Source organism: Streptomyces violascens, from assembly GCF_014649955.1.
Classification (GTDB): domain Bacteria; phylum Actinomycetota; class Actinomycetes; order Streptomycetales; family Streptomycetaceae; genus Streptomyces; species Streptomyces violascens.
Genome location: NZ_BMUA01000006.1, coordinates 91,939 through 118,648, shown reverse-complemented (window position 1 = coordinate 118,648; position 26,710 = coordinate 91,939). Strand labels below are relative to the sequence as shown.

The following is a 26,710-nucleotide window of genomic DNA, read 5'->3' as shown; positions in this document are numbered from 1 at the left end:
GGCCCCGCTCAGCTTCCGGACCCTGCCAGCATCGAACTCCACATGTCCGGGAAGTCGGGCAGCGTCTTGGCCGTCGTCGCCACGTTCTCGATCTGCACGCCGTCGACGGCGAGGCCGATGATCGCGCCGGCGGTGGCCATCCGGTGGTCGTCGTAGGTGTGGAAGACGCCGCCGTGCAGCGGGCGCGGGCGGATGTGCAGGCCGTCCTCGGTCTCCGTCACGTCGCCGCCGAGCTCGTTGATCTCCTTGGTGAGCGCGGCCAGGCGGTCCGTCTCGTGCAGCCGCAGGTGTGCGACGCCGCGCAGCGTCGACGGGGAGTCGGCGAGCGCCGCGACGGCCGCGATGCCGGGGGTCAGCTCGCCGACCTCGCTCAGGTCCACGTCGATGCCGTGGATGCGGCCGGAACCGTTGAACACGAGCCCGCGGTCGGCCAGTTGGCAGGTGCCGCCCATCTCCGTGAAGATCTGGCGCAGCTGGTCGCCGGGCTGGGTGGTGCGCACCGGCCAGTCGGGGATGACGACCGTGCCGCCCGTGATGAGGGCCGCGGCCAGGAACGGCTGGGCGTTGGACAGGTCCGGCTCGACGGTCAGGTCGCGGCCGAGCAGCGCCGAGTGCGAGACCCGCCACACGTTCGGCTCGCCGCCCGTCTCCGGCTCGTCGACCTGGGCGCCCACGCAGCGCAGCATGTCGACCGTCATCCGGATGTGCGGCATGGAGGGCAGCGTGGAGCCCACGTGCCGCACCTCGACGCCCTGGTTGAAGCGGGGTGCGGAGAGCAGCAGGGCCGATACGAATTGCGAGCTGGAGGAGGCGTCGATCTCCACCCGGCCGCCTTCGAGGGCGCCCACGCCGTGCACGGTCATCGGGAGCGCGCCGCGGTTGTCGTCGTCGATGCGGGCGCCGAGCGCGCGCAGGCCCTCGATCACGCCGCCGAGCGGGCGCTCGTAGGAGCGCGGGTCGCCGTCGAAGCGGACCGGGCCGTCGGCAAGGGCGGCGACCGGGGGCAGGAAGCGCATGACCGTACCGGCATTGCCGACGTCGACCGTGGCCGGGCCGTGCAGGCCGGCCGGGATCACGCGCCAGGCCTCGCCGGAGCCGTCGGGACCCACGCACTCCTCGATCCCGACGCCCAGGGTGCGCAGGGCCTCCGCCATCAGCAGGGTGTCGCGCGAGCGCAGGGGGCGGCGCAGCCACCCGGGCTCGGCGGCGAGGGCCGCCAGGACCAGCCCGCGATTGGTGACCGATTTCGATCCGGGCACGGTGACGGTCGCATCGACGGCTCCGCTCGCGAGGGGGGCGGGCCAGAGGGCGGGGTGCACGGGCGTTTCGGTCATGGTCCTCACTTTAGTGGGGCCGTCGGCTAGAGACCGAGCAGCCAGCGGCCACCGCCGATCAGGGAGCAGACAGAAACGGCGTGGAAGAGGAAGAGCCAGAGCGCCGGTGGTACGTGGGTGAGCCGCGCGAGCTGGTCGGCGTCCGAGTCGCCGTCGTTGTGGCGGCGGCGCTTGCTCTGCAGCTCGAACGCCGGGCGCACCCCTCCGAGCAGCAGGAACCAGACGGCCGTGTACGCGAACGCCGACTGGACGTCCGGGCTGGTCAGCCAGGAGATGAGCAGGAAGGCGGCGCCGGTCACCACGACCGTGAGGACGCCGTACGCGTTGCGGATCATCACCAGCATCGCGAGGAGGAGCGCCGTGGCCAGCCACAGGAGGAGCGTGACGTGGTGCGCGGCGAGCAGCCAGGCGCCGCCGAGGCCGAGCAGCGGGGGAGCGGTGTATCCGGCGGCGGCCGTGAGGATCATGCCGGGACCGTGCGGCTTGCCCCGGCTCACGGTCAGGCCGCTGGTGTCGGAGTGCAGCCGGATGCCGTCGAGGCGGCGGCCGGTGAGCAGCGCGACCAGGCCGTGGCCGCCCTCGTGGGCGATGGTGATGGCGTTGCGGGACAGGCGCCAGAGGCTGTGCGGGACGACGACGGCGAGCGCGGCTATGCCCGTCGCGACGACCAGCCACTGGGCTGGCGCGCTCTGGGTGCCGAAGAGCTGGAAGTCTTCAAGCGCGGACATTTCTGGGACGGCTCCTCATGGGGTACGGGCGCCGTGGCAGTGTGGCACCTATGTGCGGTAGGTATGCAGCGAGTCGCAGGCCCGAGGATCTCGCAGGAATCTTTGAAATAGAGAAGTGGGACCCGACGGAGGCCTTGGAGCCCGATTGGAACGTGGCCCCTACCAAGGAGGTCTACGTCGTCCTGGAGCGCCCTCTTAAAGACGCCGACTCCCCACGTCCGGTTCGTCAGCTGCGCAAGCTGAAGTGGGGACTCGTCCCCTCCTGGGCGAAATCGCCCGAGGGTGCGGCCCGGATGATCAACGCGCGCGCCGAGACCATTCACGAGAAGCCCTCCTTCAAGAAGGCGTTCGCCTCCCGCCGCTGCATCATCCCGGCCGACGGCTACTACGAATGGGTCACCGGCGCCGGGGAGCGCGAGCTGGAGGTCGAGGGAAAGAAGAAGCGGCCGCGCAAGCAGCCGTACTTCGTGACCCCGGCGGACGGCGCGGTCTTCGCGATGGCCGGCCTGTACGAGTTCTGGCGCGACCGCACGCTGCCCGACGACCACCCCTCGGCCTGGTGGGTGACCTGCTCGGTGGTCACCACGGAGGCAGAGACGGGCCCGCTGGGCGTGGCCCCGGCGGAGGGCCCCGGCTCGCTCGCGGACATCCATCCCCGGATGCCGCTGATGCTGATGCCGGACCGGTGGGGCGCTTGGCTCGACCCGTCCCACACGGACACCGAGTCGCTGAAGGACCTGCTCGCGCCGCCGCCGGGCGGCCTCATGCGGGCCTATCCGGTGTCGACGGCGGTCAGCAACGTACGCAACAACGGGCCGGAACTCCTGACGGAGCTGAAGGGGCCCGAGGAGGGCACGCTGTTCTGACCCGCCCCGTGTGAGCTCGGTGTGAGCTCGCCCATGTCGTACGCCGCCCCTGCCCGGCCCGGCGGCAGGATGGCCCCGTGAGTACCAGCGAGATCATCGAGACCGGCGCCGGTGAGGCGCGTATCACCTGGCACGCCGCCAAGAAGGCCCGCCTCGTGCTGGCCGTGAGTCATGGGGCGGGTGGCGGGATCGAGGCCCGGGACCTCCAGGCGCTGGCCGGCGCTCTGCCGCCGCTCGGGGTGAGCGTGGCCCTGGTGGAGCAGCCCTGGCGGGTGGCCGGAAAGAAGGTGGCCCCGGCGCCGAAGACGCTGGACACGGGATGGCGCGACCTGTGGCCGGCCGTGGCGAAGAAGGGGCTGCCCGTCGTCGCGGGCGGCCGCAGCGCCGGGGCCCGGGTCGCCTGCCGCACGGCGGCGGAGCTCGGCGCGGCCGGAGTCCTCGCCCTGAGCTTCCCGCTGCACCCGCCGGGCAAGCCGGAGAAGTCGAGGGCGGCGGAGCTGCTCGGGGCGGGCGTGCCCACCCTGGTGGTGCAGGGCGGGAACGACCCCTTCGGGAAGCCCGCCGAGTTCCCCGAAGGGGCGTACGAGCTCGTGGAAGTGCCGTTCGGCGACCACGGGTTCGCGGTGCCCAAGCGGGCTTCCCTCACCCAGCAGGAGGCACTGGACGTGATCACCGCGGCGGTCGGCGAATGGCTCGGCACCCTGATGGCCTGACGCCGGGAATGCGCAATGCGGGCGCACTGTTATGCGCGTCGTAAGGGATACGCAGACCAGCTGTGGAGAGGGAGTCCGTCGCATGGGTTCGACCATCTGCCCGAGCCGCAAGGCCGCCTCTGACCTGGAGTGGACGGTGCTTTCCGCGGCCAGGACCGCTCCTATTCGAGCGGCGGGCGGAGCGGATCGTCGTCTATCCTCCGATTCGAGTGGGTCCGCATTCGGGCTCAGCACACCGTTCGAGGAGGTGGGTCCGGTCACAGGGACCGACGACGGCCACGTGGAAGAGACCACCGCCGAGCGCAATGCGCGCTTCGAGCGGGATGCCCTCGGCTACCTCGACCAGATGTACTCGGCCGCATTGCGCATGACGCGCAATCCCGCCGATGCGGAAGACCTGGTCCAGGAGACGTACGCCAAGGCGTACGGGTCCTTCCACCAGTTCCGCGAGGGCACCAACCTGAAGGCTTGGCTCTACCGGATTCTCACCAACACCTTCATCAACTCCTACCGGAAGAAGCAGCGCGAACCCCAGCGCAGCGCCGCCGAGGAGATCGAGGACTGGCAGCTCGCGCGCGCCGAGTCGCACATGTCGACGGGGCTGCGCTCCGCCGAGTCGCAGGCGCTCGACCACCTGCCGGATTCGGACGTGAAGGCAGCTCTGCAAGCCATTCCGGAAGAGTTCCGCATCGCCGTGTATCTCGCGGACGTAGAGGGCTTTGCGTACAAGGAGATCGCGGACATCATGGGTACACCCATCGGTACAGTGATGTCCCGGCTGCACCGGGGCCGCCGCCAACTGCGCGGAATGCTGGAGGACTACGCCCGTGACCGCGGGCTCGTCCCGGCCGGCGCCGGCGAGTCGGACGAAGCGAAAGGCTCGGGCTCATGAGCTGCGGAGAGCCGCACGAGACGGACTGCTCTGAGGTCCTGGACCATCTCTACGAGTTCCTCGACCACGAGATGCCCCCCACGGACTGCAACAAGTTCGAGGTGCACTTCGAGGAGTGCTCGCCGTGCCTGGAGAAGTACGGCCTGGAGCAGGCCGTGAAGAAGCTGGTGAAGCGCTGCTGCGGCTCGGACGACGTGCCGAGTGACCTGCGCTCCAAGGTGATGGGCCGCATCGACCTGATCCGCTCCGGCCAGGCGGTGCCCGAACAGGACGTCGTCACCGGGGAGATGCCGACGCTGCGGCCCGAATGATCTCCAGGTGATCCGGCGCTGTGACGCGGATGATCTAGAACAGTGAACTGCCGCTCGCGGCAGGGCAGTTGAGAGCGGCCACGACCACACGTCGTGGCCGCTCTGCTGTGTCTTCCCGCCCATGGGGCGCCCGGCGTCACCCGAATGTGCTAATCCGGGAGGCTCGAAACGCCCTATTCCGACCATGCGCCCCACCGTCACCGCACGCAGGCCTATTCTCGCGAAGCTGTACGCACTGGGCTGCCCGGGCGGATGGGGAGGTGGGGGCCATGGCGGAGCCGAGGGGGCTGCGGGACATTCCGGCGGGGGCGCGCATCGCCGTCGTGGGCGCCGTCGTGGGCGCGGGCGCATGCGCGCTGCCCGTACTGCGCCAGGGCGTGCCCTGGGCGGCCGTGGCGCTCCTCGCGGGCCTGTACGCGCTGTGCGAATGGCCGCCGCGCTGCCCGGTGCTCGCCGGCCGTGTGAACGTGCCGATCGCCTCCGGCTCCTTCTTCCCGGTGCTGCTCGCCGCCGCCTTCCTGCTTCCGCCGGCCGCCGCCGCCCTCGTCGCGGTGCCGGGTGCGCTCATCGCGTCCGTCGAGGAGGAGCCGCGCCGGGTGCGGCGGGTCTGGCGGGCCGCGCAGCTCGCGATCGCGGTGTCGGCGGCGGCCGGCGCCCATGTGCTGCTCGGCGGGCGCGAGGCGCTGGGCGGGCGCGGTGCCGCCGCTGCCCCCGACTTCCCGTACGCGCTGCTGCCGGCCGGAGCCGCCGCCCTGGTGTTCTGCCTGGTCCTGACCGCGCTCGACGGACTCATCCTGGCCACCGCCGAACGGCGCCCGCCCCGCACCGCCTGGCGCGGGCTCCTGCTGCGCTCGCTCGCCCCGCACTGTGTGCACGGGTTCGCGGGGCTGATGATGGCCGTCCTGTGGCGGAGCCGGTTCGGGCCGCTCGCGGCGCTGTTCGTGCTGCTCCCCATGTACATCTCGTGCTGGGTCTTCGCCCAGTACCACCGCGAACGCGCCGCCCACCGGGCCACCATCCGCGCGCTCGTCCAGGCCGTCGACATCAAGGACAAGTACACGCGCGGCCACAGCGAGCGGGTCGGCCGGGCCTCGGAGATGATCGCGCGCGAACTCGGCATGGAGGAAGGGCGGTTGGAGGTCATCCGGTTCGCCGGAATCCTGCACGACGTCGGCAAGCTCGGGGTGCCCACCCGGGTGCTCCGCAAGGACGGCCCGCTCACCCCCGAGGAGCGGGCGGTGATCGAACTGCATCCCGAGTACGGCCACGAGATGGTGCGCGGCATCGGCTTCCTCGGCGAGGCCCGCGCCGCGATCCTGCACCACCACGAGCGGCTCGACGGGAGCGGCTATCCCTACGGGCTCGCGGGCGGCCAGATCCCGGAGGCGGCCCGGGTGGTCGCGGTGGCCGACGCCTTCGACGCGATGACGTCCACGCGCTCCTACCGGCGGGCGAGACCGGTCGCGGCGGCCGTCACCGAGCTGGAGCGGTGCGCGGGCGCGCAGTTCGACCCGCGGATGGTCGGCGGCCTGGTGCGGGCGCTGTCCCGGTACGGATGGCACGTCGAGGTCACCGCGGACGAGCCTCAGGGCTTCGGGGCGCGCGGAAACGTACCGCCATCAAGACCGGTGGGGACGCCCGCGGGACCGGCCCGCGGGCCCGCAGAGGATCTGCTCCCCACCCCGCCCGCGACCGGCCGGATCTCGCCCTTGCCGGACGTCGGCGAACCCGGGCCGCGCCCCCACCCCGGACCCGGGCTCCCCGGCCCCCGCCCCTCGAACGCCCAGGGCGCCTGACATGGCCGCCCGGCCCACCGCCCCCGTCGTCGCCGCCTACGCCCTCGCCGGGCTGCTCACCGCCTGGGCTCTCGGGGCGACCCTGCACGACGGGCTCGTCGAACCCGGCACCGCCGGCGCGTTCGGCGCGCTCATCGCGGTGGGGGAACTGGCCCGGTGGGGGGCCAGGGACGGGGAGCGGGACCCCGCGCCGCTCGCCTCGGCCGGGGCGCTGGCTTATGCGCTGCTCGGGCAGAACGCCGGTCACGCCACCCGGCACGGGGTGCTCCAGGTGATCGCCGTGGTGGTGGCCGCGGTCCTGCTCGGATCCGTACCGCATGTGGCCGTCGGGCGCGGGCCGAGCCTGGACCAGGCGGCCCGGCGGGTGCTCACCGTGGCCTTCGCGGCCGTCTGTTTTCAGCCGCTCTACAACTCGGGGCACCTCGACGCCTGGTTCGGGCACGGACCGTACTTCGCGTTCGTTCTCCTGTTGCTGCTCGTGCTGACCGCGCTGTGCGACGCGGTGGTCTGCGCCCTGCTGATGTACGCCCGTACCCGGTACCCCTTCGGGCCGCTCCTGCGCGACGAGCTGCGCGGGCTCATCGGCATCGGGTCCGCCGTGTGCGCCACCGGCACCGTGATGGCCCTAGCGGTCGCCGTCGCCGGGCTGTGGGCGCTGCCCGTGTTCTGCGTGCCGCTGCTCCTCACCCAGCTGGCCTTCCGGCGGTACGCGGCCGTGCGCACCACGTACCGTCAGACCATCACCTCGCTGGCCCGCGCCACCGAGGTCGCCGGATACACCCAGCCCGGCCACGCCCGCCGGGTCGCCGGGCTCAGCCGGGCCGTCGGGCGTGAGCTGGGGCTCTCCGAGAGCGAGCTGACCGTCCTGGAGTACGCGGCGCTCATGCACGACATCGGGCAGCTGTCCCTGCTCGACCCGGTCCCCGCCGGGGCCACCGCCACGCTGCCCGCCGACGAGCAGCGCCGCATCGCGCTGCTCGGCGGCGCGGTCGTGCGCCAGACCGGGGTGCCCGCCGACGTGGCGGTCGTCGTGGAGCGGCAGGCCGACCCGTACCGGGAGCAGCCGCTGCCCGCCAGGATCGTCCGCGCGGTCAACGCCTACGACGACCTCGCGGAGGGCTCCCCGGGCCCCGGAGGGTCGCTGAGCGCACTCGAACAGCTGCGTCTCGGCACCGGCCGTGACTACCATCCCCAGGTTGTCGAATCCCTGGCACGGGTGCTGGCCCGGGGCTGTCTGACCCGGGTGCCACCTGGGTAACCCAGGAGTAATGAGCGGCCTTCCGGCTGGGCATGGTTGGATGCGAAAAGAACCCAGAAAACTGGGAGACCGTAAGACCGACCCGGTAGTCGGGGCCGGTCTGGGCAGGCGGGAATCGTGAGGATCTTCGGCAAGGGACGGCACCGGCCCTCCGCCTCGTGGCGGCAGGCCACGGACCGTGCGTTCACGCTGATCGGCGACGGCCGGTACGAGGACGCCGGGGCGCTGCTGACGCGCGCCGCGGACCTGGAACCGTGGCTGTCCGAGTCCTGGTTCAACCTGGCGCTCCTGCACAAGTTCCGGCACGACTGGGAGCAGGCGCGGGCCGCCGGGCTTCGTGCGGTCGCCCTCCTCGACAAGGAGACCGGCGCCCCCGACTGGTGGAACGTCGGCATCGCGGCCACCGCCCTGCAGGACTGGCCGCTGGCCCGCCGGGCCTGGCAGGCGTACGGCCTGAAGGTGCCGGGCGAGGCCACCGGCAGCGGCGAGCCCGTGGGCATGGAGCTGGGCAGCGCCGCCGTGCGCCTCTCGCCCGAGGGCGAGGCCGAGGTGGTGTGGGGCCGCAGGCTCGACCCGGCCCGCATGGAAGTCCTGTCCATCCCGCTGCCGTCCTCCGGGCGGCGCTGGGGCGAGGTCGTGCTGCACGACGGAGTCCCGCACGGCGAGCGCACCACCGCCGCCGGCCCCTCCTTCCCGGTCTTCGACGAGATCGAGCTGTGGGCGCCCTCGCCCGTGCCGACCTGGGTGGTCCTCCTGGAGGCGGCCACCGAGGCCGACCGGGACGCCCTGGAGCGGCTCGCGGCCGACGCCGGCTTCGCCGCCGAGGACTGGTCCTCCTCCGTACGCCTGCTGTGCCGGGCCTGCTCCGAGTCCGAGATGCCCAGCGACGAGGGCGACGGCGAGCACCTCGACCCGCACGACCACAGCGAGCCCGGCCACCCCGGCCCCCTCGGCCACCGCACCTCCGGCGACCTGTGGGTCCCGGAGCGCGAATGCGGCATCGCGGCCCCCGCCGGTCTCGTCCGCGGCCTCCTCGACGGCTGGGTGGCCGACAACCCGGACAGCCGGGAGTGGCGGGATCTAGAAGAAGTCTGCTGAGCCTGGCCTTAGGCTGTATGGGATCGGAATCGGGTTTTCAGGAAGGCTTACGGCGGACATGGCGCAGCAGGAGACGGACCAGCAGGTCGAGAACGACGGGTTCGTCGTGGACACGGAGGACTGCGAGGCGCGCGAGCTGGCCTACCGCGAGCGCGGCACCGCCCGCCCGATCACGGTCGTCGGCAACCCCGTGCTCCACAAGGAGTGCAAGGACGTCACCGAGTTCGACGGCGAGCTCGCCAAGCTCATCGACGACATGTTCGCCAGCCAGAAGGCGGCCGAGGGCGTGGGCCTGGCCGCCAACCAGATCGGTGTAGACCTCAAGGTCTTCGTCTACGACTGCATGGACGACGAGGGCGTCCGGCACGTCGGCGTCGTCTGCAACCCGGTCCTCGAAGAGCTGCCGTCCGAGCTGCGCGTCCTGGACGAGTCCAACGAGGGCTGCCTGTCCGTGCCGACCGCGTACGCCGAACTCGCCCGCCCCGACTACGCGGTGGTCACCGGCCAGGACGCCGAGGGCAACCCGGTCAAGGTGCGCGGCACCGGCTACTTCGCGCGCTGCCTCCAGCACGAGACGGACCACCTGTACGGGTACCTGTACATCGACCGGCTCTCCAAGCGGGACCGCAAGGACGCGCTTCGGCAGATGGCGGAGAACAGCCCGCGCTACGAGGTCGTCCTGAACGACTGATCCCGGGAGCACGCAAAAAGGGGCCCCGCACCATGCAGGTGCGGGGCCCCTTTTTGCGGTTTGGCTGCGGACCGTGCGTGGCTGGTCGCGCAGTTCCCCGCGCCCCTATGGGGCGCGGAACCTAGAAGTCCTCGTCGAAGCCCACCGAGCCCTCGACCGCCACCTGGTAGGCGGACGGGCGGCGCTCGAAGAAGTTCGTCAGCTCCTGGACGCCCTGGAGCTCCATGAACGAGAACGGGTTCGACGAGCCGTACACCGCCGGGAAGCCGAGCCGGGTCAGGCGCTGGTCGGCGACGCACTCCAGGTACTCGCGCATCGACTCGGTGTTCATGCCCGGCAGGCCGTCACCGCACAGGTCGCGGCCGAACTGGAGCTCCGCCTCGACCGCTTCCTTGATCATGTCGGTGACCTGCTCCTGAAGCAGATCGTCGAAGAGGTCCGGCTCCTCCTTGCGGACGGTGTCCACGACCTCGAAGGCGAAGTTCATGTGCATCGTCTCGTCGCGGAACACCCAGTTGGTGCCGGTCGCGAGGCCGTGCAGCAGACCCCGGCTGCGGAACCAGTAGACGTACGCGAAGGCGCCGTAGAAGAACAGGCCCTCGATGCACGCCGCGAAGCAGATCAGGTTCAGCAGGAAACGGCGGCGGTCGGCCTTGGTCTCCAGGCGCTCGATCTTCTCGACCGAGTCCATCCACTTGAAGCAGAACTGCGCCTTCTCGCGGATCGAGGGGATCTCCTCGACCGCGTCGAACGCGGCCGCGCGGTCCTCCGGGTCGGGGAGGTAGGTGTCGAGCAGCGTCAGATAGAACTGGACGTGCACGGCCTCCTCGAAGAGCTGACGGCTCAAGTACAGCCGTGCCTCGGGGGAGTTGATGTGCTTGTAGAGGGTGAGCACCAGGTTGTTGGAGACGATCGAGTCGCCCGTCGCGAAGAACGCGACCAGGCGGCCGATCATGTGCTGCTCGCCCGGCGTCAGCTTCGCGAGGTCGGCGACGTCGGAGTGGAGGTCGACCTCCTCGACGGTCCAGGTGTTCTTGATCGCGTCCCGGTAGCGCTCGTAGAAGTCCGGGTAGCGCATGGGACGCAGAGTCAGCTCGAAGCCCGGGTCGAGGAGATTCTTGTGTTCGGTGTTGCTCATTACTGGCAGGCCTCGCAGGACTCGGGGTTTTCGAGCGAGCAGGCGATCGCGTCGGCGTCGGGGGCCGCCTGCTGGACTGGGATGGTGGGGGTGGCCTGGGCGGCGCGGGCGATGCGGGTCGCCGGGCGCGAGCGCAGGTAGTACGTCGTCTTCAGGCCCTGCTTCCAGGCGTACGCGTACATCGACGACAGCTTGCCGATGGTGGGCGTCTCCAGGAACAGGTTCAGGGACTGCGACTGGTCGAGGAACGGGGTGCGGGCGGCGGCCATGTCGATCAGGCCGCGCTGCGGGATCTCCCACGCCGTGCGGTACAGCGCGCGGACGTCGGCGGGGATCCAGTTGAAGTCCTGCACCGAGCCACTCGCCTCGCGCAGCGCCTCGCGGGACTGGGCGTCCCACACGCCGAGCTTCTTGAGCTCCTCCACCAAGTAACCGTTCACCTGGAGGAATTCACCGCTCAGCGTCTCGCGCTTGAAGAGGTTGGAGACCTGCGGCTCGATGCACTCGTACACGCCCGCGATGGACGCGATGGTCGCGGTCGGGGCGATCGCGAGGAGCAGCGAGTTGCGCATGCCGACCTTGGCGATGCGTTCCCGCAGGGCCGCCCAGCGCTCCGGCCAGGTCAGCTCGACGTCGAAGTGGTCGGGGTGCAGCACGCCGCGCGCGGTGCGGGTCTTCTCCCAGGCCGGCAGCGGGCCCGAGCGCTCGGCGAGGTCGGTGGAGGCCTCGTACGCGGTCAGCATGATCCGCTCGGAGAGCCGGGTCGAGAGGGCCTTCGCCTCGGGGGAGTCGAAGGGCAGGCGCAGCTTGAAGAAGACGTCCTGCAGGCCCATCGCGCCCAGGCCCACCGGGCGCCACTTGGCGTTGGAGCGGCCGGCCTGCTCGGTCGGGTAGAAGTTGATGTCGACGACCCGGTCGAGGAAGGTCACGGCGGTGCGGACGGTCTCGTCCAGCCGCTCCCAGTCGATGCCGTCGCCCACGACGAACGCGCCGAGGTTGACCGAGCCGAGGTTGCAGACGGCCGTCTCGCCGTCGTCCGTCACCTCCAGGATCTCGGTGCACAGGTTGGAGGAGTGGACCGTGTGGCCGGGCTCGGCCGTCTGGTTGGCGGTGCGGTTGGAGGCGTCCTTGAACGTCATCCAGCCGTTGCCGGTCTGCGCGAGCGTGCGCATCATGCGGCCGTACAGGTCCCGGGCCGGCATGGTCTTCTGGGCGAGCCCGGCGGCCTCGGCCTTGCGGTAGGCGGCGTCGAACTCCTCGCCCCACAGGTCGACGAGCTCGGGCACGTCGGCCGGCGAGAACAGCGACCACTGGGCGTCGGCGTCGACCCGGCGCATGAACTCGTCGGGGATCCAGTGCGCGAGGTTCAGGTTGTGCGTACGGCGCTGGTCCTCACCGGTGTTGTCGCGCAGCTCAAGGAACTCCTCGATGTCGGAGTGCCAGGTCTCCAGGTACACCGCGGCCGCGCCCTTGCGCCGGCCGCCCTGGTTGACCGCGGCCACCGAGGCGTCCAGGGTCTTCAGGAACGGGACGATGCCGTTGGAGTGGCCGTTGGTGCCCCGGATCAGCGAACCGCGGCCGCGGATGCGGGAGTAGGAGAGACCGATGCCGCCCGCGTGCTTCGAGAGGCGCGCCACCTGGTGGTAGCGGTCGTAGATCGAGTCGAGCTCGTCGAGCGGCGAGTCGAGCAGGTAGCAGGACGACATCTGGGGGTGCCGGGTGCCGGAGTTGAAGAGCGTGGGGGAGGACGGCAGGTAGTCCAGGCGGCTCATCAGGCCGTACAGGGAAGCCACTTCGTCCAGGGCGCGGACCGACTCGTCCTCGGCGAGGCCGGACGCCACGCGCAGCATGAAGTGCTGGGGGGTCTCGACGACCTTGCGGGTGATCGGGTGGCGCAGCAGGTAGCGGGAGTAGAGGGTGCGCAGGCCGAAGTAGCCGAAGCGGTCGTCGGCGCCGTCGGCGAGGGCGGCGTCCACCAGCGCGTCGAGGCGGGCGGCGTGGGCGTCGACGAACTCGGCGGTGCGGTCGGCGATCAGGCCCTCGCGATGGCCGACGGCGACCGAGGCGGAGAACGACACCGCGCCCTGGGTCGCGGCCTCTTCGGCGATGGTGATGGTCAGGAGCCGGGCGGCGAGGCGGGAGTACGCCGGGTCCTCGGAGATGAGCCCCGCGGCCGCCTCGGTGGCCAGCTCGCGCAGTTCGGCCTCGTCGGAACGGGCGTTGCGGCCCCGCAGCGCGGCGGCGGCGACCCGGCCGGGGTCGGTGTCCGCGAGGTCGGCGGTGAGATCGGTCAGGGTCCGCAGCAGCGCGGTCCCCGGGGCATCCGCCAACTCTTCGGTGATCGCTGAAGCGGGATCCGCAGGGGCGATGGTCACGTGGGGGCACTCCCTCGCTCGGCACGGGGCCCTGCGGAGGAGGCGTCGGCGCGCGTCGGGGCAGCCCTGAGCGCGTCGTCCACCGGCCCAACCGCGAGGCCCGGACGTCTGGCATCCGGTTCGGTCGACCCGGATGCGCCATCGGCAGGTCCTCGGACTCGACCGGCACAAAGACGTACAGGTCATACCGTTGCGGGACAGTTCCGGATTCGAACCGGATTCCCCTGCGGCGACAGCGAGGACGAGCATACATGTGGGGGGCGTTGCATGAGGCACCCCCCACATGTTGTGTCGGTCGTGAAGAAGCGTCCCTGTGACGTACCTCTCCGCTGTCGTCGGGGACAGCACCGTCGAGCAAGGCGAGCGAGGCATGACCGGGATGACCGACCGGCCCCATATGGTGCCCGACGAATTCGAATGACCCGCGCGCACGGAAGGGCCGCCGCACCCCCTCGGGATGCGGCGGCCCTTTCCCGTGCCGAGAGCCGAACTCAGTGCGCCGAGCCCGCCGTCGCCGGCGGGAGTTCCGTGGCGACGCCCGGGTCGCCCGCGTCCGCCGTGTAGTCCTCGGGCGAGGTCTCGTCGATGCCGTCGGGGGCCTTCAGGGCGCGCAGGACGACGGTGAGGACCACCGTCACCACCACGTTCAGGACGAAGGCGGTGAGGCCGATGTAGCCGATCTCGCCGATGCCCGGGATCTCCTTCGAGGAGCCGCCGAAGTGCTTCTGGGTGGGCGAGGCCACCCCGTACGCGGCGAGCGTGCCGTACAGCATGCCGACCGCCCAGCCCGCGAGCAGCGCCCAGCGGTGGAACCAGCGGGTGAACAGGCCGCCGACCAGGGCCGGGAAGGTCTGCAGGATCCAGATGCCGCCCAGGAGCTGGAAGTTGATGGCGACCGTCTTGTCCATGGTCAGGACGAAGACCAGCGCGCCGACCTTCACGACGAGCGAGACCAGCTTGGAGACCTTGGCCTCCTGCGCGGGCGTCGCGTCCGGCTTGAGGAAGTCCTTGTAGATGTTGCGGGTGAAAAGGTTCGCGGCCGCGATCGACATGATCGCCGCCGGGACCAGCGCGCCGATGCCGATCGCCGCGAAGGCGACGCCCGCGAACCAGTCGGGGAACATGTCCTCGAAGAGCTGGGGGATCGCCAGCTGGCCGTTCTTGACCTTGACCCCGGCCGCGATCGCCATGAAGCCGAGCAGCGCGAGCAGGCCCAGCATCAGCGAGTAGAGCGGCAGGATCGTGGTGTTGCGGCGGATCACGTTGCGGCTGCGCGAGGACAGCGTCGCGGTGATCGAGTGCGGGTACATGAACAGCGCGAGCGCCGAGCCGAGCGCGAGCGTCGCGTACGTCCACTGGCTCGACTCGCCGGGCGCGATCGCCCCGGTCGGCTTGCCGCCGGGCGGGCCCGCGAACTTGTGCTGCGCCGCGCTGAAGATGGCGTCGAAGCCGCCCAGTTTGATCGGGATGTAGATGATCGCCACCGCGATGACGAGGTAGATCAGGCCGTCCTTCACGAAGGCGATCAGCGCGGGCGCGCGAAGGCCGGAGGAGTACGTGTACGCCGCGAGCACCGCGAACGCGATGAGCAGCGGCAGGTCCTTGACGAACCAGTTGCCGGACTCGCCGCCCACGCCCATGACGTCGAGGACGGCCTGGATGCCGACCAGTTGGAGCGCGATGTACGGCATCGTCGCGAGGATGCCGGTGACCGCGACCGCGAGGGACAGGCCCTTGGAGCCGAACCGGCCCCGCACGAAGTCCGAGGTGGTGACGTAGCCGTGCTTGTGCGAGACCGACCACAGGCGGGGCAGGAAGGTGAAGATCAGCGGGTACACGAGGATCGTGTACGGCACGGCGAAGAAGCCCGCCGCACCCGCCGCGTAGATCGCCGCCGGGACCGCCACGAAGGTGTACGCCGTGTACAGGTCGCCGCCGAGCAGGAACCAGGTGACCCAGGTGCCGAACGACCGCCCGCCCAGGCCCCATTCGTCCAGGCTCGCCTCGTTCTCGGCCTTGCGCCAGCGCGCGGCCATGAAGCCGATGACTGTGACGGCCAGGAAGAAGAAGATGAAGACGCCGAGCGCGACGCCGTTCACGCCGTCCTTCACTTGGACGCACCCCCCTTGTTGTCGTCGGAGGTGTGCGAGCCGGAGGCGGTGCGGGAGCGCTGGTCGTGCTGCCACAGCTTGTACGCGATCATCGTGAGCGCGGTCGAGATCAGCACCCAGAGCATCTGGTACCAGTAGAAGAACGGGATGCCGCCGAGCGCCGGGTCGGTCTTGGCGTACGAGCTCACCCACAGCATCGCCACGAAGGGCGCGATCAGGCAGAGTGCGATGATCACGCGCAACGGCGTGATCACCGGTCTCTTCACTTCTGTCGATTCCGGCATTGGGCGGCTCCGTCCCCTCACGATCACCTGTGCGTTGGATCACTTGGTAATGCGCAGGAAATCTAGGGGAGAGTTTCGGTCAAGGGAACCCCCGTCCGGATTCCGGACGGCTCAACGACCGGGAAGAGATGCTCAGTCGGCCGGCCGCTTGAGGCGGGCGACGAACTTGTACCGGTCGCCCCGGTACACCGACCGCACCCACTCCACGGGTTCGCCCCGGCCGTCCAGGGAGTGCCGCGACAGCATCAGCATCGGCAGGCCGACATCGGTGCCGAGCAGCCCGGCCTCGCGCGGGGTGGCGAGCGACGTCTCGATGGTCTCCTCGGCCTCGGCGAGGTGCACCCCGTACACCTCGGCGAGCGCGGTGTAGAGAGAGGTGTACTTGACCAGCGAGCGGCGCAGCGCCGGGAAGCGCTTGGCGGACAGGTGGGTGGTCTCGATGGCCATCGGCTCGCCGCTGGCCAGGCGCAGCCGTTCGATGCGCAGGACGCGGCCGCCGGCGGTGATGTCGAGCAGCCCGGCGAGGGTGTCGTCGGCGGTGACGTAGCCGATGTCGAGCAGCTGGGAGGTCGGCTCCAGGCCCTGGGCCCGCATGTCCTCGGTGTACGAGGAGAGTTGGAGCGGCTGGGAGACCTTCGGCTTGGCGACGAACGTGCCCTTGCCCTGGATGCGCTCCAGGCGGCCCTCGACGACCAGCTCCTGGAGGGCCTGGCGCACGGTGGTGCGGGAGGTGTCGAACTCGGCGGCCAGCGTGCGCTCGGGGGGCACCGGCGTGCCGGGCGGCAGGGTCTCCGTCATCTCCAGCAAGTGACGCTTGAGGCGGTAGTACTTGGGCACGCGAGCGGTGCGGGCGCCGGCGCCCGCCTCTGTCTCGCTCCCGCTCCCGTCGGCCATGGCCTGCCTTCCCGAGTGCTGCGCTGCTGCCGTCACCGGCTCCTCCGTCTGTCGCGGCTCACATGGTGGCACGGACCGGTCACGGGTCGTCGCCCTCCGCCAGGGTGTCGGTCCGGTAACGCGATCGACAGCCCTTCTTATACACCGCCGCGCGGCGGACGTGCGGGGAAGTGTGCAAGTTGGTCTAAACCATTAAAGCCCAGTGGAGCCGCCGCGGGCGGCCCGGCGCGGGCCGGATCGGGCCCATGTGGGCGGAGTTGCGGGGTGTTCCGGGCGGTGAGGTGTCGGTCCGATAACGGACGGTCTCAGCGTTCTTATCGACCCTTGACACCCCTAAAGGTCTAGGCCAAGCTCCCGGTACTGGTCTAAACCATTAAAGACCAGAACCCAGCCCCACGGGCAGTACTCGTCGTATGTGGCATCGCGGTGGGCGGGGGGTTTCAGTCATCCCTGAGGAGAGTGGCGTGAAGCGCAAGCTCATCGCGGCCATCGGCGTCGCGGGCATCATGATCGGCGCCGCGGCGTGCGGCGGCAGTGACAAGAAGGACGGCCCCGCGGGGGGCGACGCCAAGGAGCTCACCGTCTGGCTGACGGTCGACGCGCAGAAGAACTGGCCCGAGCTCGTCAAGGCGGCCGACGACGCGATCGTCGCCAAGCACCCCGGCCTGAAGATCAACCACGAGTACTACGGCTGGCCGGACAAGAACGCCAAGCTCGACGCCGTCCTCGCCACCGACAAGGCGCCGGACGTGGTCGAGATGGGCAACACCGAGATGCTGGCCTACTCGATCAAGGGCGCGTTCGCCGAGGTCGACCCGTCGAAGTTCGACAACTCCGCCGCCTGGCTGGACGGTCTCAAGGCCTCGGTCTCGTACGACGGCAAGACCTACGGCGTCCCCTACTACGCCGGTGGCCGCACGGCGACCTGGCGCAAGGACATAGCCGCCGACGCGGGCGTCACCGCGACCCCGAAGACGTACACCGAGCTGACCGCCGACCTGGACAAGATCCAGGCGAAGCAGGGCGACAAGTTCAGCGCCTGGTACCAGCCCACCCGCGACTGGTACGCGGCGATGTCCTACGTGTACGACGCCGGCGGCTCCATCGCCAAGGAGGACGGCGGCAAGTTCAAGGCCAACCTGTCCTCGCCGGAGTCCGTCAAGGGCCTCACCGAGTTCAAGAACGTCGTCGACAAGTACATGAAGGGCGACAAGACGAAGGACGAGTCCGACCGTCCCATCGTCTACGGCCAGGGCAAGTCCGGCCTGATCTTCAGTGCCGCCTGGGAGGGCGCCAACGCCGCCCTGCCGGAGAACGACAAGGTCGGCAAGCTCGCCGACAAGATCGAGAGCTTCGTCATGCCGGCCCTGTCCGGCAAGGCCATGCCGGTCTTCCTCGGCGGCTCCGACCTCGCGATCCCGGTCAAGTCCAAGGCCCAGGGCCTCGCCGCCGAGTGGATCAACGCCCTCACCGGTGCCCAGGGCCAGAAGGGCCTGATCGCCAAGGGCAACCTGCCCAACAACAAGACGGACCTCGCACCGCTGAAGTCGGACCCGAAGACGGCCGTCCCGGCCACCGCGGCCGAGTCCAGCTGGTTCGTCCCGATGGCGCCGGGCTGGGGCCAGGTCGAGAAGGCCCAGGTCCTGCAGACCATGCTGCAGAACATCGGCACCGGCAAGCAGACGGTCGAGGCCGCCGCGAAGGACGCGGACGCCGCGATCGACAAGGTCATCAACACCAAGTGACCTTTTGGGCAGGGCCCCGTCACCACGACGGGGCCCTGCCCGGCCAGTTCCAGAGAGGGATCACCAGGAGCGCGCGATGAGTGCCGCAGAGACAACCACCGCCAAGGTGCCGCCGGCGCGGCGCGACCCACTACCGGGTGCTGGATCCGGGCGACCCGGCGAGCCGGGGAAGAAGCGCGGCACGGGCGGGGGAGCGGCGGTGCCCTGGGCACTGCTCGCGCCCTGTCTGCTCGTCCTCGCGCTCGTCCTCGGCTATCCGCTGGTACGGCTCGTCACCCTGTCCTTCCAGAAGTTCGGGCAGCCGCAGCTGTGGGGCTTCAAGGCCGCCGAGTCGGTCGGCTTCGACAACTTCACCACCGTCCTCGGCGACGCCGAGTTCTGGCAAGTCGTCGTACGCACCGTCCTGTTCGCCGCCACCGCGGTCGTCCTGACCATGGTCATCGGCATGCTGATCGCCCTGCTGCTCCAGCGGGTCTCGGGCTGGGTCAAGACGCTCATCAACATCGCCCTGGTGGCGAGTTGGGGCATGCCCATCGTCGTCGCGATCACCGTCTTCAAGTGGATGTTCGACTCCGACTTCGGCGTCCTCAACTGGCTGCTCAGCCAGCTTCCCGGCGTCGAGATGCACGGCCACAACTGGTTCACCGACGGCACCCAGGGCCTCGCCGTCATCATGCTGCTCGTGGTCTGGGGCGCGGTCCCGTTCGTCGTCATCACCCTCAGCGCCGGCCTCACCCAGGTCCCCAAGGAACTCGAAGAGGCCGCCCGGCTCGACGGCGCCGGCTCCTGGGGCGTGTTCCGGCACGTCACCATGCCGATCCTCAAGCCCGTCGTCGTGATGCTCGCGACGCTGTCGGTCATCTGGGACATGGGTGTCTTCCCGCAGGTCTTCGTGATGCGCGGCGGCCACCCCGAGGCCGAGTTCCAGCTGCTCACCACGTACTCGTACGAGAAGGCCTTCGTGGTCAACGACTACTCCCAGGGCTCCGCGATCGCCCTGCTCACCGTGATCCTGCTGCTCGGCGTGATCGCCGTGTACATGCGCCAGATGCTGAAGATCGGAGAGGTGGAGTAACGATGGCTGCCTCGACCGCCGCGGCGCCCGCCGCCAGGCCCGCCCGCAAGAAGAACAAGCTCGGCTGGAACCTGCTCGGCCTGCTGGTCTTCGTCACCGCGGGCTTCCCGGTCTACTGGATGCTGAACACCGCGTTCAAGCCGGCCAAGGATGCGATCGACCCCGATCCGCATCTGTTCCCGACGAACTTCACGCTCGACAACTTCAAGCGGGCGCTCCAGATCGGCGACTTCTGGGGTTCGATCGGCCGCTCCCTGACCGTCTCGCTCGTCGTGGTCCTCATCGGCATCGCCGTCGGCCTGCTCGCCGCGCTCGCCATCTCCCGGTTCGCCTTCCGCGGCCGCAAGATCGTCATCGTCGGCATCCTCGCGGTCCAGATGGTGCCGCTGGTCGCCATGATCATTCCGGTCTTCCTGCTGCTCAACGACCTCGGCCAGTACGACAAGCTCTCGGGCCTGATCATCACGTACCTGACCTTCATCCTCCCCTTCACGGTGTGGACGCTGCGCGGATTCATCGTCAACGTCCCCAAGGAGCTGGAGGAGGCGGCCATGGTCGACGGCTGCAGCCGCACCGGCGCCTTCATCCGCGTGGTCTTCCCGCTGCTCGCGCCCGGCATGGTGGCGACCTCGGTCTACGGTTTCATCCAGGCGTGGAACGAGTACCTCTACGCCCTCATGCTGATGAGCCAGAACCACCAGACGGCCACGGTGTGGCTGTCCAACTTCACCACCCAGCACGGCACCGAGTACGCCCCGATGATGGCCGGATCCACCATGATGGCCGTCCCCATCGTGATTCTCTTCCTCCTCGTCCAGCGCAAGATGGCCGCGGGTCTGACGGCCGGCGCAGTGAAGGGATAACTCCGCCCCATGACGACTATGACCACGGGTTCAGACACGCTGACCCGCGACGCCCTCGCCGTCCTCCAGCCGGGGTTCACCGGCACCAGCGCGCCGGACTGGCTCCTTCGCCGGATCGGTGAAGGCCTCGCCTCCGTCGGCCTGTTCGGCCGCAACATCGTCTCCGCGCCCCAAGTGGCCGCGCTGACGGCCCGGTTGAGGGCCGAGCGGGACGACCTCCTGGTGGCCATCGACGAGGAGGGCGGCGACGTCACCCGCATCGAGGTGCGCACCGGCTCGTCCTTCCCCGGCAACCTCGCGCTCGGCGCGGTCGACGACGTGGACCTGACCCGCGAGGTCGCCCGCGAGCTGGGCCGCCGGCTCGCCGAGTGCGGGGTCAACCTGAACTGGGCGCCGTCCGCCGACGTGAACTCCAACCCGGACAACCCGATCATCGGCGTACGGGCCTTCGGAGCCGAGACCGGCCTGGTGGCCCGGCACACCGCCGCCTACATCGAGGGCCTCCAGGCCGCCGGGGTCGCCGCCTGCACCAAGCACTTCCCCGGGCACGGCGACACCAATGTCGACTCGCACCACGCGATGCCCCGCATCGATGTGGACCTCGACACGCTGCACGCCCGTGAGCTGGTGCCTTTCCGCGCCGCGATCGCGGCGGGTTCCAAGTCGGTCATGAGTGCGCATATCCTTCTTCCCGCGCTCGACCCCGCACGTCCCGCCACGCTCAGCCCGCGCATCCTCACCGGACTGCTGCGCGAGGAGCTCGGCTACGACGGGCTGATCGTCTCGGACGCGGTGGAGATGCAGGCCATCGCCGGGACGGTCGGCATCGAGCGAGGCTCCGTCCTCGCGATCGCGGCGGGCGCCGACGCCCTGTGCGTCGGCGGCGGCCTGGCCGACGAGGGCACCGTACTGCGGCTGCGCGACGCGCTGGTCAGGGCGGTACGGGACGGCGACCTCGCCGAGGAACGCCTGGCCGATGCCGCCGCACGGGTACGTGCGCTGGCGGCGTGGACCAGGCAGGCCAGGGGGGATGTGGCGGCGCCGGGCGCGGCGGTGCAGGAGGGGACCGCGCCCGGCACCGGCAGCGAGATCGGCCTGGTGGCCGCGCGCCGGGCCGCCCGGATCACCGCCTCGCCTTCCTGGCGCCCGCTGGAGCAGGCCCCGTACGTGGCCACGTTCACGCCCGTCATGAACATCGCGGTGAGCAGCGAGACCCCCTGGAGCATCGCCGGCGAGCTCGCCGCCCTGCTGCCCGGCACCGAGAGCGGCACCTACGGCACGGACAGCTCCGCCGCCGATGTGCTGGGCGCCGCGGGGGAGCGCCGCGTCGTCGCCGTCGTACGCGACGAACACCGCCACCCCTGGATGGCAGCGGCTCTGGACGCGCTCCTGGCTGCCCGCCCGGACACGGTCGTGGTCGAGATGGGCGTCCCGGGGGCGACGCCGCGCGGCGCGCTGCACGTCGCGACGCACGGCGCGGCCCGGGTGTGCGGGCGCGCGGCCGCGGAGGCCATCGCGGGAGTCTGATACAGCCCACGAACCGCGTGGCGGGTGACGGTCGGCAGACCGTCACCCGCCACGTTTGCATGTGCGGGCACGTCTGACGCCGCATGTACGATGGGGCCGACTTTCGGTGTCCGCGAGGGCCGACTTGTGCGGGCCGCCGGAGCGGAACGTTCCGGTCCGGCGGCCGAGAGGCCGTCAACTCGGCCGTGGGGGCGTCTACTTGACAGTACGTATCCTCCGTGTGTCCGGTGCGTGAACCCGTCCGTTTTGGGTGCCGCCACCGCCCCAACTTGGGGGTTGACACCGGAAGTTGGTCTAGTCCACCTTGGAGGTACGCAAGATCGGTGTAGGTGCCCCCGTCCCATGAGCGGCACCGAGCGCAAGGAGGTGGCAACCCCGGCCCTGTCTTCGTGGAGACGCACACTCTCCACCGGGTGACCGGCCGACGCGACGACGCGCCGAGCTTGCCAAGTCCGGTTGCCACGCGCCTGTTTGCCCTCGCAATGCCCGACTGTGAACCGGTCGGCGCAAGGACCATGCCGAGGGCCCCGCATCGCCCGGCACACCGCACATCCCCGGCCCCGGACGGCCGCAAGGTGCATGCCGGAGGCGAGCACGACCGTATGCCGAACCCATCAGCCGCAGCACCGCGCCGCCGACCGTGAACTCGGAGCCTGTGTCTCAGCCCCGCCCGGGCCCGCGACGCCTGGCACGCACGCTCGCTGCGTTGGCCGAAAGCCCGAGTAGCTCCGCTACTAGGACTTCCAGCCGCCTTGCGATCGCACGCACCAGACGCCGCGGTCTGATCCGGACGGGGCTGAGACACAGGCTCCCACCGCTCCGGCCGCGCGCACCGCTCCGGCCGCCGCACCCTGCCGATCGCCGCCCAACAGGACGCCCGCGCCCGGGCCATGTCCCTGTGCCCGCGGGATCCCCTCAGCCACTTACCCATCCGCACCCTGGAGTGATCGCATGCCGGCACCCGACCGATATCTCTATCGAGCCGCCTCCGACGTCCCCTATTTCAGCTCCGACGGCGGCGAGACGTACCTTGCCCGCACCCCGCTGCGGGACATCGAGAAGTCGCGCCCGCTGCGCGTCCTGTCCGAGGACGACTTCGCGTTCTGGCAGACGTACGGCTACGTCATAGTGAAGGAGGCGATCCCGGCCGCCGCGGCCAAGCGCCTCCTCGACTTCGCCTGGGACTTCCAGGGCCTGGATCCCGAGCGGCCCGAGACCTGGTACTCCGAGGACCGCGCGTTCGCCTCCGAGCTCGAACAGCACCTGCACGTCTACGGGTTCGTCGAGGCGTACCACCACCAGCTGCTCTGGGACAGCCGCCAGACGCAGCGGGTGTACGACGCGTTCGCCGACGTGTGGGACTGCGAGGAGCTCTGGGTCACCCTCGACCGGCTCAACCTGAACCCGCCCAACGTCAAGGACCGCGACCGCGCGCACATCGAACCCACCGACAAGGGCTTCGACATCGAGCTGCACTGGGACGTGGACACCACGCTCGGCGTGCTGCCGCAGCGCGTCCAGGGGATCATCGCGCTCAACGACACCCAGGAAGACCACGGCGGCTTCCAATGCTCGCCCGAGCTGTTCCGCCGCTTCGAGGAGTGGAAGGTCGCACAGCCCGCCGATCGCGACCCCATCAGGCCGAACACCGACCGTGCCGAATTCCCCGTCGTCCGGCCCGAACTCAAGGCCGGTGACCTGCTGATCTGGAACGGGCTTCTCGCGCACGGCGTGGCCCGCAACACCTCCGACAACGGTGTCCGCGCGGTCCAGTACCTCTCGATGATGCCCGCCCTGGAGTCGGACCACGAGGTGCGCAAGTCCCGCGTCGAATCCTGGCGCAGCCTCAGCACCCCGGACTGGAACAAGACGCTGGTCGGCGACGCGCGCCGGCACGAGTCCCTCCGGTACCCCACCGCCGAACTCACCGACCTCGGTGCCAAGCTGCTCGGCCTCGAATCCTGGGGCACCACCGGGCCCGCAACGCCGACCGAGGAGCCCGCGTGCGACGCATCTGCCTGACGCTGCCCACCAACCGCGCCTGCGCGGCCACGATCACGGCGGTGCACGAGGAGGCCGCGTACGCCGCCGAGCACTTCGACGTCGAGGTCCACCTGCTGATCCTGGACTCCGCCGACGAGCCGAACCGAGCCCAACATGCCTCTGCTGTACGGGAGTTGACGCCTGTCGAGGGCGTTCTCGTGCACCACCTGGACGAGGCGCGGCAGCGGGACTTCCTCCAGCGCGTCATCGAACGGGCCGGACTCGGCAAGCCCGACCTGATGCTCGACCTCATGCTGCCCTCGGACGTGTCGTACGGCGCCTGCACCAACCGGGCGTTCCTCATCGCGAGCGCGCTCGGCTGTCACTCCGTGCACCGCCGGGACTCCGACAGCAGCTACCAGATCCTGGACGGCGAGCCCGTCTTCCCCATCCACCACGAGCTGCTCTCGCTCGGCAAGCGAGCCGTGGACGCCGTGCCCGACGTCACGCGGACCCGGCTCGACCCGGCGGACATCCACAAGCCGGTCGCGATGGTGGGCAGTTCGTTCGTGGGCGAGCTGTCGGTGGACATCGGCGAGATCCGCGACCTCGACCCCGAGATCTACTACGAGGTGGTCGGCCTGTGGGCCGACGCCGGGACCCCGCCCGAGGAGAGGCGGGAGCTGGTCGAGGACTCGTTCGTCGGGGCCGGCACCGACCCCTTCACCCACGACGAGTCGACGCTGGGCGCGCCCGACATCTGGCGGGTCGACATGTGCAACATCGGCCTCGACCGCGAGGTGTACGAGCGCGTGCCGCTGCCGCCCGCCACCAGCACGATAGGCAGCGACTACTTCCTCCTTCACCTGGTCCGCGACGCGACCCTGCCCGGCGTGGTCCACAACCGGAACATCGTGAACCACTACACCCCCGAGCGCCGGACCGGCCCCGGATTCACCGCCTATCAGCTGCGGTTCACCAAGTTCCTCCTGTCGATGCTCTACCTCTACCCGGTCTACACCGCGATGGAGGAGGCGCGCGGCGCCCTGCTCGACGAGCAGTACCACGTACGCGCCGCCACGATCGCCGGGCTCGCCGCGGACAGCGCGGGCGCGGACCGCACGGAAAACCTCCGCAGACTGGAGGTCCTCGACCGCTGCTACCGCCAACTGGGCGGAAAGTACGCCGAGTTCGCCGACCACCTGGTGCCGCTGCGCGAGCGCCTGCTCGACGAGGCGCAGGCCGACATCGAGGACTTCGCGCTGCTCATCGAGGCGTGGGGCCCGCTGGTGACCGCGAGCAGGGCCGAGGCTCCGGTCCGGGGTGTCGACGATGCGTGAGAGCAGGGCCGTCCGGGCCGCTCTGGCCGCCGCCACCGACGACCGGATCTTCTTCGACCTGGAGGGAATCGAGGCCCAGCACGCGACGCTGGTCCGCGAACTGCCAGGCATCCAGGTCCGGTTCGCCATGAAGGCGTGCCCGGTGGACGAGGTGCTCGACTGCCTCGCACGCCAGGGCGCGGGCTTCGACGCGGCCAGCCCGAACGAGATCGAGCAGGCCGTCAGGACCGGCGTGCCCCTCGACCGGATCCACTACGGCAACACGATCAAGTCGGACGAGAACATCGCCGACGCCTACCGCATGGGCATCCGCGACTTCGCGACCGACAGTGTCGAGGACGTCGCGGCGATCGCCCGGCTCGCCCCGGGATCACGGGTGTTCTGCCGTCTCGCCACCAGCGGGGACGGCGCGCTGTGGGGCCTCAGCCAGAAGTTCGGCTGCTCGGCCGAGGACGCCGTGCGCGTCCTGGAAGCGGCGCGCGATGCGGGCCTGACCCCGTCGGGGCTGTCCGTGCACGTCGGCTCGCAGCAGATGACGTCCGAGGCCTGGCAGAGCGCTCTCGACGAGCTCGCCGGCCTGGTGGCGGTCCTGAACGGACGCGGCATCCTGCTCGGCACGATCAACCTCGGCGGCGGCCTGCCCGCCCTCGGCTGCCTCGACAAGCACGGCCGCCCGCTCGATCCTCCGCTGGACAAGATCTTCGCCGTCCTGCGCGAAGGCATGCAGCGCCTGAGCGAGGAGTCGGCGGTACCCCTGGAGTTCCTCATGGAGCCCGGCCGCCACCTGGTCGCCGACCACGGCGCGATCCGGGCCCGTGTGTCCCGGCTCTCGGCGCGGCGGCAGCGTGACGGCGAGCGGCAGCACTGGCTCTACCTGAGCTGCGGAAAGTTCAACGGCCTGTACGAGATGGACGAGCTGCAGTACCGCCTGGAGTTCCCCGGCCACGCGGGCGGCCGGTACGTCCCGGCCGTGATCGCGGGCCCCACCTGCGACAGCGACGACGCGTACGACTACGAGGCCGGACTCGTCCAGGTCCCCGAGGACGCGGCGTCCGGCGACCCGGTATGGGTCCACTCCTGCGGCGCGTACGCCGTCGGCTACACGACCCAGGGCTTCAACGGCTTCGACCCGCTGCCCTACACCTGCATCGGAGGTTCGAGGTGATGCGCCTGTTGGACGCTGAGCTGCTGCTGGACGCGGACGTCGTCGTCCGCCCGCTGGCCGAGCGCGACTGGGACGCGATCGTGGCCCTGGAGGCGGGAGCGTATGCCCAGGACGGCCTGTCGGAAGGCCGGGAAGCCCTCAAGTCCCGCTATTCGCGCGGGACTTGCTTCGTCCTGGAACACGAGGATCAGGTGGGTGGCTACCTCCTCGCCCTGCCGTACCCACCCTTCACGAGCCCGGACCTCAGCCACGCCGAGGACGCGGACCACCCTTCGCGCAACCTGCACGCACACGACCTCGTGATAGCCGAGCACCTGCGGGGCAGGAGCCTGGGCCCGAGGCTGCTGACCCATCTTCTCTCCGTGGCAAGGGAGTTGGGGTACGAGCAGATCTCCATGGTGGCCGTCCGGGGAGCCCATGTCCTCTGGGGCCGGCTGGGCTACCGCGCCCACCCCGAGGTCGGCCTGCCGGCGAGCTACGGCACGAACGCGGTGTACATGTCCATGAAAGTAGGCTGAATTCG

General features: G+C 70.3%; 23 protein-coding genes and 1 riboswitch. Of the genes, 16 read left to right on the top strand and 7 right to left on the bottom strand.

Annotated features, from left to right (window positions below; translation table 11 throughout):
• Positions 1 to 8: 8 nt before the first annotated feature.
• Complete coding sequence (aroA, locus tag IE206_RS15425; protein WP_189962725.1) at positions 9 to 1,334, bottom strand: 3-phosphoshikimate 1-carboxyvinyltransferase; 1,326 nt, start codon at positions 1,332 to 1,334, stop codon at positions 9 to 11.
• Between the two features lie 26 nt (positions 1,335 to 1,360).
• Positions 1,361 to 2,062: a M50 family metallopeptidase gene (locus IE206_RS15420; protein ID WP_189962724.1), complete on the bottom strand. Its 702-nt coding sequence runs from the start codon at positions 2,060 to 2,062 to the stop codon at positions 1,361 to 1,363.
• Positions 2,063 to 2,112: 50 nt separating this feature from the next.
• Between IE206_RS15420 and IE206_RS15415 the strand changes: the two genes are divergently transcribed.
• From IE206_RS15415 to def, 8 genes are all read left to right on the top strand, one after another.
• Positions 2,113 to 2,928, top strand: coding sequence for an SOS response-associated peptidase (locus tag IE206_RS15415; RefSeq protein WP_189962723.1), 816 nt, complete (start codon positions 2,113 to 2,115; stop codon positions 2,926 to 2,928).
• A 77-nt stretch (positions 2,929 to 3,005) separates the two neighbouring features.
• Positions 3,006 to 3,641 carry an alpha/beta hydrolase family protein gene (locus tag IE206_RS15410; protein ID WP_189962722.1) on the top strand — a complete coding sequence of 212 codons (636 nt, stop codon included), beginning with the start codon at positions 3,006 to 3,008 and terminating at the stop codon, positions 3,639 to 3,641.
• Positions 3,642 to 3,888: 247 nt separating this feature from the next.
• A complete protein-coding gene (locus IE206_RS15405) occupies positions 3,889 to 4,533 on the top strand; it encodes a sigma-70 family RNA polymerase sigma factor (protein ID WP_167157084.1) in 645 nt (214 codons plus the stop codon).
• Positions 4,530 to 4,844 (top strand): mycothiol system anti-sigma-R factor, encoded by a 315-nt coding sequence (gene rsrA / locus IE206_RS15400; protein WP_189962721.1) that lies wholly within the window; start codon positions 4,530 to 4,532, stop codon positions 4,842 to 4,844. The genes IE206_RS15405 and rsrA overlap by 4 nt, the downstream gene beginning before the upstream one ends.
• 287 nt (positions 4,845 to 5,131) lie before the next feature.
• Complete coding sequence (locus IE206_RS15395; protein WP_373300925.1) at positions 5,132 to 6,640, top strand: HD-GYP domain-containing protein; 1,509 nt, start codon at positions 5,132 to 5,134, stop codon at positions 6,638 to 6,640.
• 1 nt (position 6,641) lies between these two features.
• Positions 6,642 to 7,898, top strand: a complete 1,257-nt coding sequence (locus tag IE206_RS15390) for an HD-GYP domain-containing protein (RefSeq protein WP_189962719.1) — start codon at positions 6,642 to 6,644, stop codon at positions 7,896 to 7,898.
• A 117-nt stretch (positions 7,899 to 8,015) separates the two neighbouring features.
• On the top strand, positions 8,016 to 8,996 hold the full coding sequence (locus IE206_RS15385; protein WP_189962718.1) for a tetratricopeptide repeat protein: 981 nt from the start codon (positions 8,016 to 8,018) through the stop codon (positions 8,994 to 8,996).
• Positions 8,997 to 9,054: 58 nt separating this feature from the next.
• The gene (gene def / locus IE206_RS15380; RefSeq protein ID WP_189962717.1) at positions 9,055 to 9,687 is read left to right on the top strand and encodes a peptide deformylase; all 633 of its coding nucleotides are present in this window, start codon (positions 9,055 to 9,057) and stop codon (positions 9,685 to 9,687) included.
• Positions 9,688 to 9,808: 121 nt separating this feature from the next.
• On the opposite strand, the gene IE206_RS15375 is transcribed toward def, so the two are convergent.
• The 5 genes from IE206_RS15375 to IE206_RS15355 form a co-directional block, all read right to left on the bottom strand.
• Positions 9,809 to 10,825: a ribonucleotide-diphosphate reductase subunit beta gene (locus IE206_RS15375; RefSeq protein WP_189962716.1), complete on the bottom strand. Its 1,017-nt coding sequence runs from the start codon at positions 10,823 to 10,825 to the stop codon at positions 9,809 to 9,811.
• On the bottom strand, positions 10,825 to 13,200 hold the full coding sequence (locus tag IE206_RS15370; protein WP_189962715.1) for a ribonucleoside-diphosphate reductase subunit alpha: 2,376 nt from the start codon (positions 13,198 to 13,200) through the stop codon (positions 10,825 to 10,827). Before IE206_RS15370 ends, IE206_RS15375 begins: the two co-directional genes overlap by 1 nt.
• 126 nt (positions 13,201 to 13,326) lie before the next feature.
• Positions 13,327 to 13,455: riboswitch (cobalamin riboswitch) on the bottom strand.
• Positions 13,456 to 13,691: 236 nt separating this feature from the next.
• Positions 13,692 to 15,311 (bottom strand): monocarboxylate uptake permease MctP, encoded by a 1,620-nt coding sequence (gene mctP, locus IE206_RS15365; RefSeq protein WP_189962714.1) that lies wholly within the window; start codon positions 15,309 to 15,311, stop codon positions 13,692 to 13,694.
• The gene (locus IE206_RS15360) at positions 15,308 to 15,595 is read right to left on the bottom strand and encodes a DUF3311 domain-containing protein (protein WP_189962713.1); all 288 of its coding nucleotides are present in this window, start codon (positions 15,593 to 15,595) and stop codon (positions 15,308 to 15,310) included. The genes mctP and IE206_RS15360 overlap by 4 nt, the downstream gene beginning before the upstream one ends.
• A gap of 132 nt (positions 15,596 to 15,727) precedes the next feature.
• Complete coding sequence (locus tag IE206_RS15355; protein ID WP_189962880.1) at positions 15,728 to 16,489, bottom strand: GntR family transcriptional regulator; 762 nt, start codon at positions 16,487 to 16,489, stop codon at positions 15,728 to 15,730.
• A 464-nt stretch (positions 16,490 to 16,953) separates the two neighbouring features.
• On the opposite strand from IE206_RS15355, the gene IE206_RS15350 reads away from it, so the two are divergent.
• From IE206_RS15350 to IE206_RS15315, 8 genes are all read left to right on the top strand, one after another.
• Positions 16,954 to 18,234, top strand: a complete 1,281-nt coding sequence (locus tag IE206_RS15350; protein WP_189962712.1) for an extracellular solute-binding protein — start codon at positions 16,954 to 16,956, stop codon at positions 18,232 to 18,234.
• A gap of 76 nt (positions 18,235 to 18,310) precedes the next feature.
• A complete protein-coding gene (locus IE206_RS15345; RefSeq protein WP_189962711.1) occupies positions 18,311 to 19,309 on the top strand; it encodes a carbohydrate ABC transporter permease in 999 nt (332 codons plus the stop codon).
• A gap of 2 nt (positions 19,310 to 19,311) precedes the next feature.
• On the top strand, positions 19,312 to 20,172 hold the full coding sequence (locus IE206_RS15340) for a carbohydrate ABC transporter permease (RefSeq protein WP_189962710.1): 861 nt from the start codon (positions 19,312 to 19,314) through the stop codon (positions 20,170 to 20,172).
• A gap of 9 nt (positions 20,173 to 20,181) precedes the next feature.
• Positions 20,182 to 21,699, top strand: a complete 1,518-nt coding sequence (locus tag IE206_RS15335; RefSeq protein ID WP_189962709.1) for a glycoside hydrolase family 3 protein — start codon at positions 20,182 to 20,184, stop codon at positions 21,697 to 21,699.
• Between the two features lie 951 nt (positions 21,700 to 22,650).
• Positions 22,651 to 23,721 carry a phytanoyl-CoA dioxygenase family protein gene (locus tag IE206_RS15330; RefSeq protein WP_189962708.1) on the top strand — a complete coding sequence of 357 codons (1,071 nt, stop codon included), beginning with the start codon at positions 22,651 to 22,653 and terminating at the stop codon, positions 23,719 to 23,721.
• Positions 23,703 to 25,022, top strand: coding sequence for a DUF6271 family protein (locus tag IE206_RS15325; protein WP_189962707.1), 1,320 nt, complete (start codon positions 23,703 to 23,705; stop codon positions 25,020 to 25,022). The genes IE206_RS15330 and IE206_RS15325 overlap by 19 nt, the downstream gene beginning before the upstream one ends.
• Positions 25,015 to 26,187, top strand: a complete 1,173-nt coding sequence (locus IE206_RS15320; RefSeq protein ID WP_189962706.1) for a type III PLP-dependent enzyme — start codon at positions 25,015 to 25,017, stop codon at positions 26,185 to 26,187. The genes IE206_RS15325 and IE206_RS15320 overlap by 8 nt, the downstream gene beginning before the upstream one ends.
• A gap of 8 nt (positions 26,188 to 26,195) precedes the next feature.
• On the top strand, positions 26,196 to 26,705 hold the full coding sequence (locus IE206_RS15315; RefSeq protein ID WP_226599873.1) for a GNAT family N-acetyltransferase: 510 nt from the start codon (positions 26,196 to 26,198) through the stop codon (positions 26,703 to 26,705).
• Positions 26,706 to 26,710: the final 5 nt, after the last annotated feature.

Bases quoted from the DNA above. Each gene is read 5' to 3' on its own strand.
- IE206_RS15320 (WP_189962706.1), top strand. From the start codon at position 25,015: ATGCGTGAGAGCAGGGCCGTCCGGGCCGCTCTGGCCGCCGCCACCGAC.
- IE206_RS15375 (WP_189962716.1), bottom strand. From the start codon at position 10,825: ATGAGCAACACCGAACACAAGAATCTCCTCGACCCGGGCTTCGAGCTG.
- IE206_RS15330 (WP_189962708.1), top strand. From the start codon at position 22,651: ATGCCGGCACCCGACCGATATCTCTATCGAGCCGCCTCCGACGTCCCC.
- IE206_RS15420 (WP_189962724.1), bottom strand. From the start codon at position 2,062: ATGTCCGCGCTTGAAGACTTCCAGCTCTTCGGCACCCAGAGCGCGCCA.
- IE206_RS15355 (WP_189962880.1), bottom strand. From the start codon at position 16,489: ATGGCCGACGGGAGCGGGAGCGAGACAGAGGCGGGCGCCGGCGCCCGC.
- def (WP_189962717.1), top strand. From the start codon at position 9,055: ATGGCGCAGCAGGAGACGGACCAGCAGGTCGAGAACGACGGGTTCGTC.
- IE206_RS15415 (WP_189962723.1), top strand. From the start codon at position 2,113: ATGTGCGGTAGGTATGCAGCGAGTCGCAGGCCCGAGGATCTCGCAGGA.
- IE206_RS15390 (WP_189962719.1), top strand. From the start codon at position 6,642: ATGGCCGCCCGGCCCACCGCCCCCGTCGTCGCCGCCTACGCCCTCGCC.
- aroA (WP_189962725.1), bottom strand. From the start codon at position 1,334: ATGACCGAAACGCCCGTGCACCCCGCCCTCTGGCCCGCCCCCCTCGCG.
- IE206_RS15335 (WP_189962709.1), top strand. From the start codon at position 20,182: ATGACGACTATGACCACGGGTTCAGACACGCTGACCCGCGACGCCCTC.
- IE206_RS15340 (WP_189962710.1), top strand. From the start codon at position 19,312: ATGGCTGCCTCGACCGCCGCGGCGCCCGCCGCCAGGCCCGCCCGCAAG.
- IE206_RS15360 (WP_189962713.1), bottom strand. From the start codon at position 15,595: ATGCCGGAATCGACAGAAGTGAAGAGACCGGTGATCACGCCGTTGCGC.
- rsrA (WP_189962721.1), top strand. From the start codon at position 4,530: ATGAGCTGCGGAGAGCCGCACGAGACGGACTGCTCTGAGGTCCTGGAC.
- IE206_RS15345 (WP_189962711.1), top strand. From the start codon at position 18,311: ATGAGTGCCGCAGAGACAACCACCGCCAAGGTGCCGCCGGCGCGGCGC.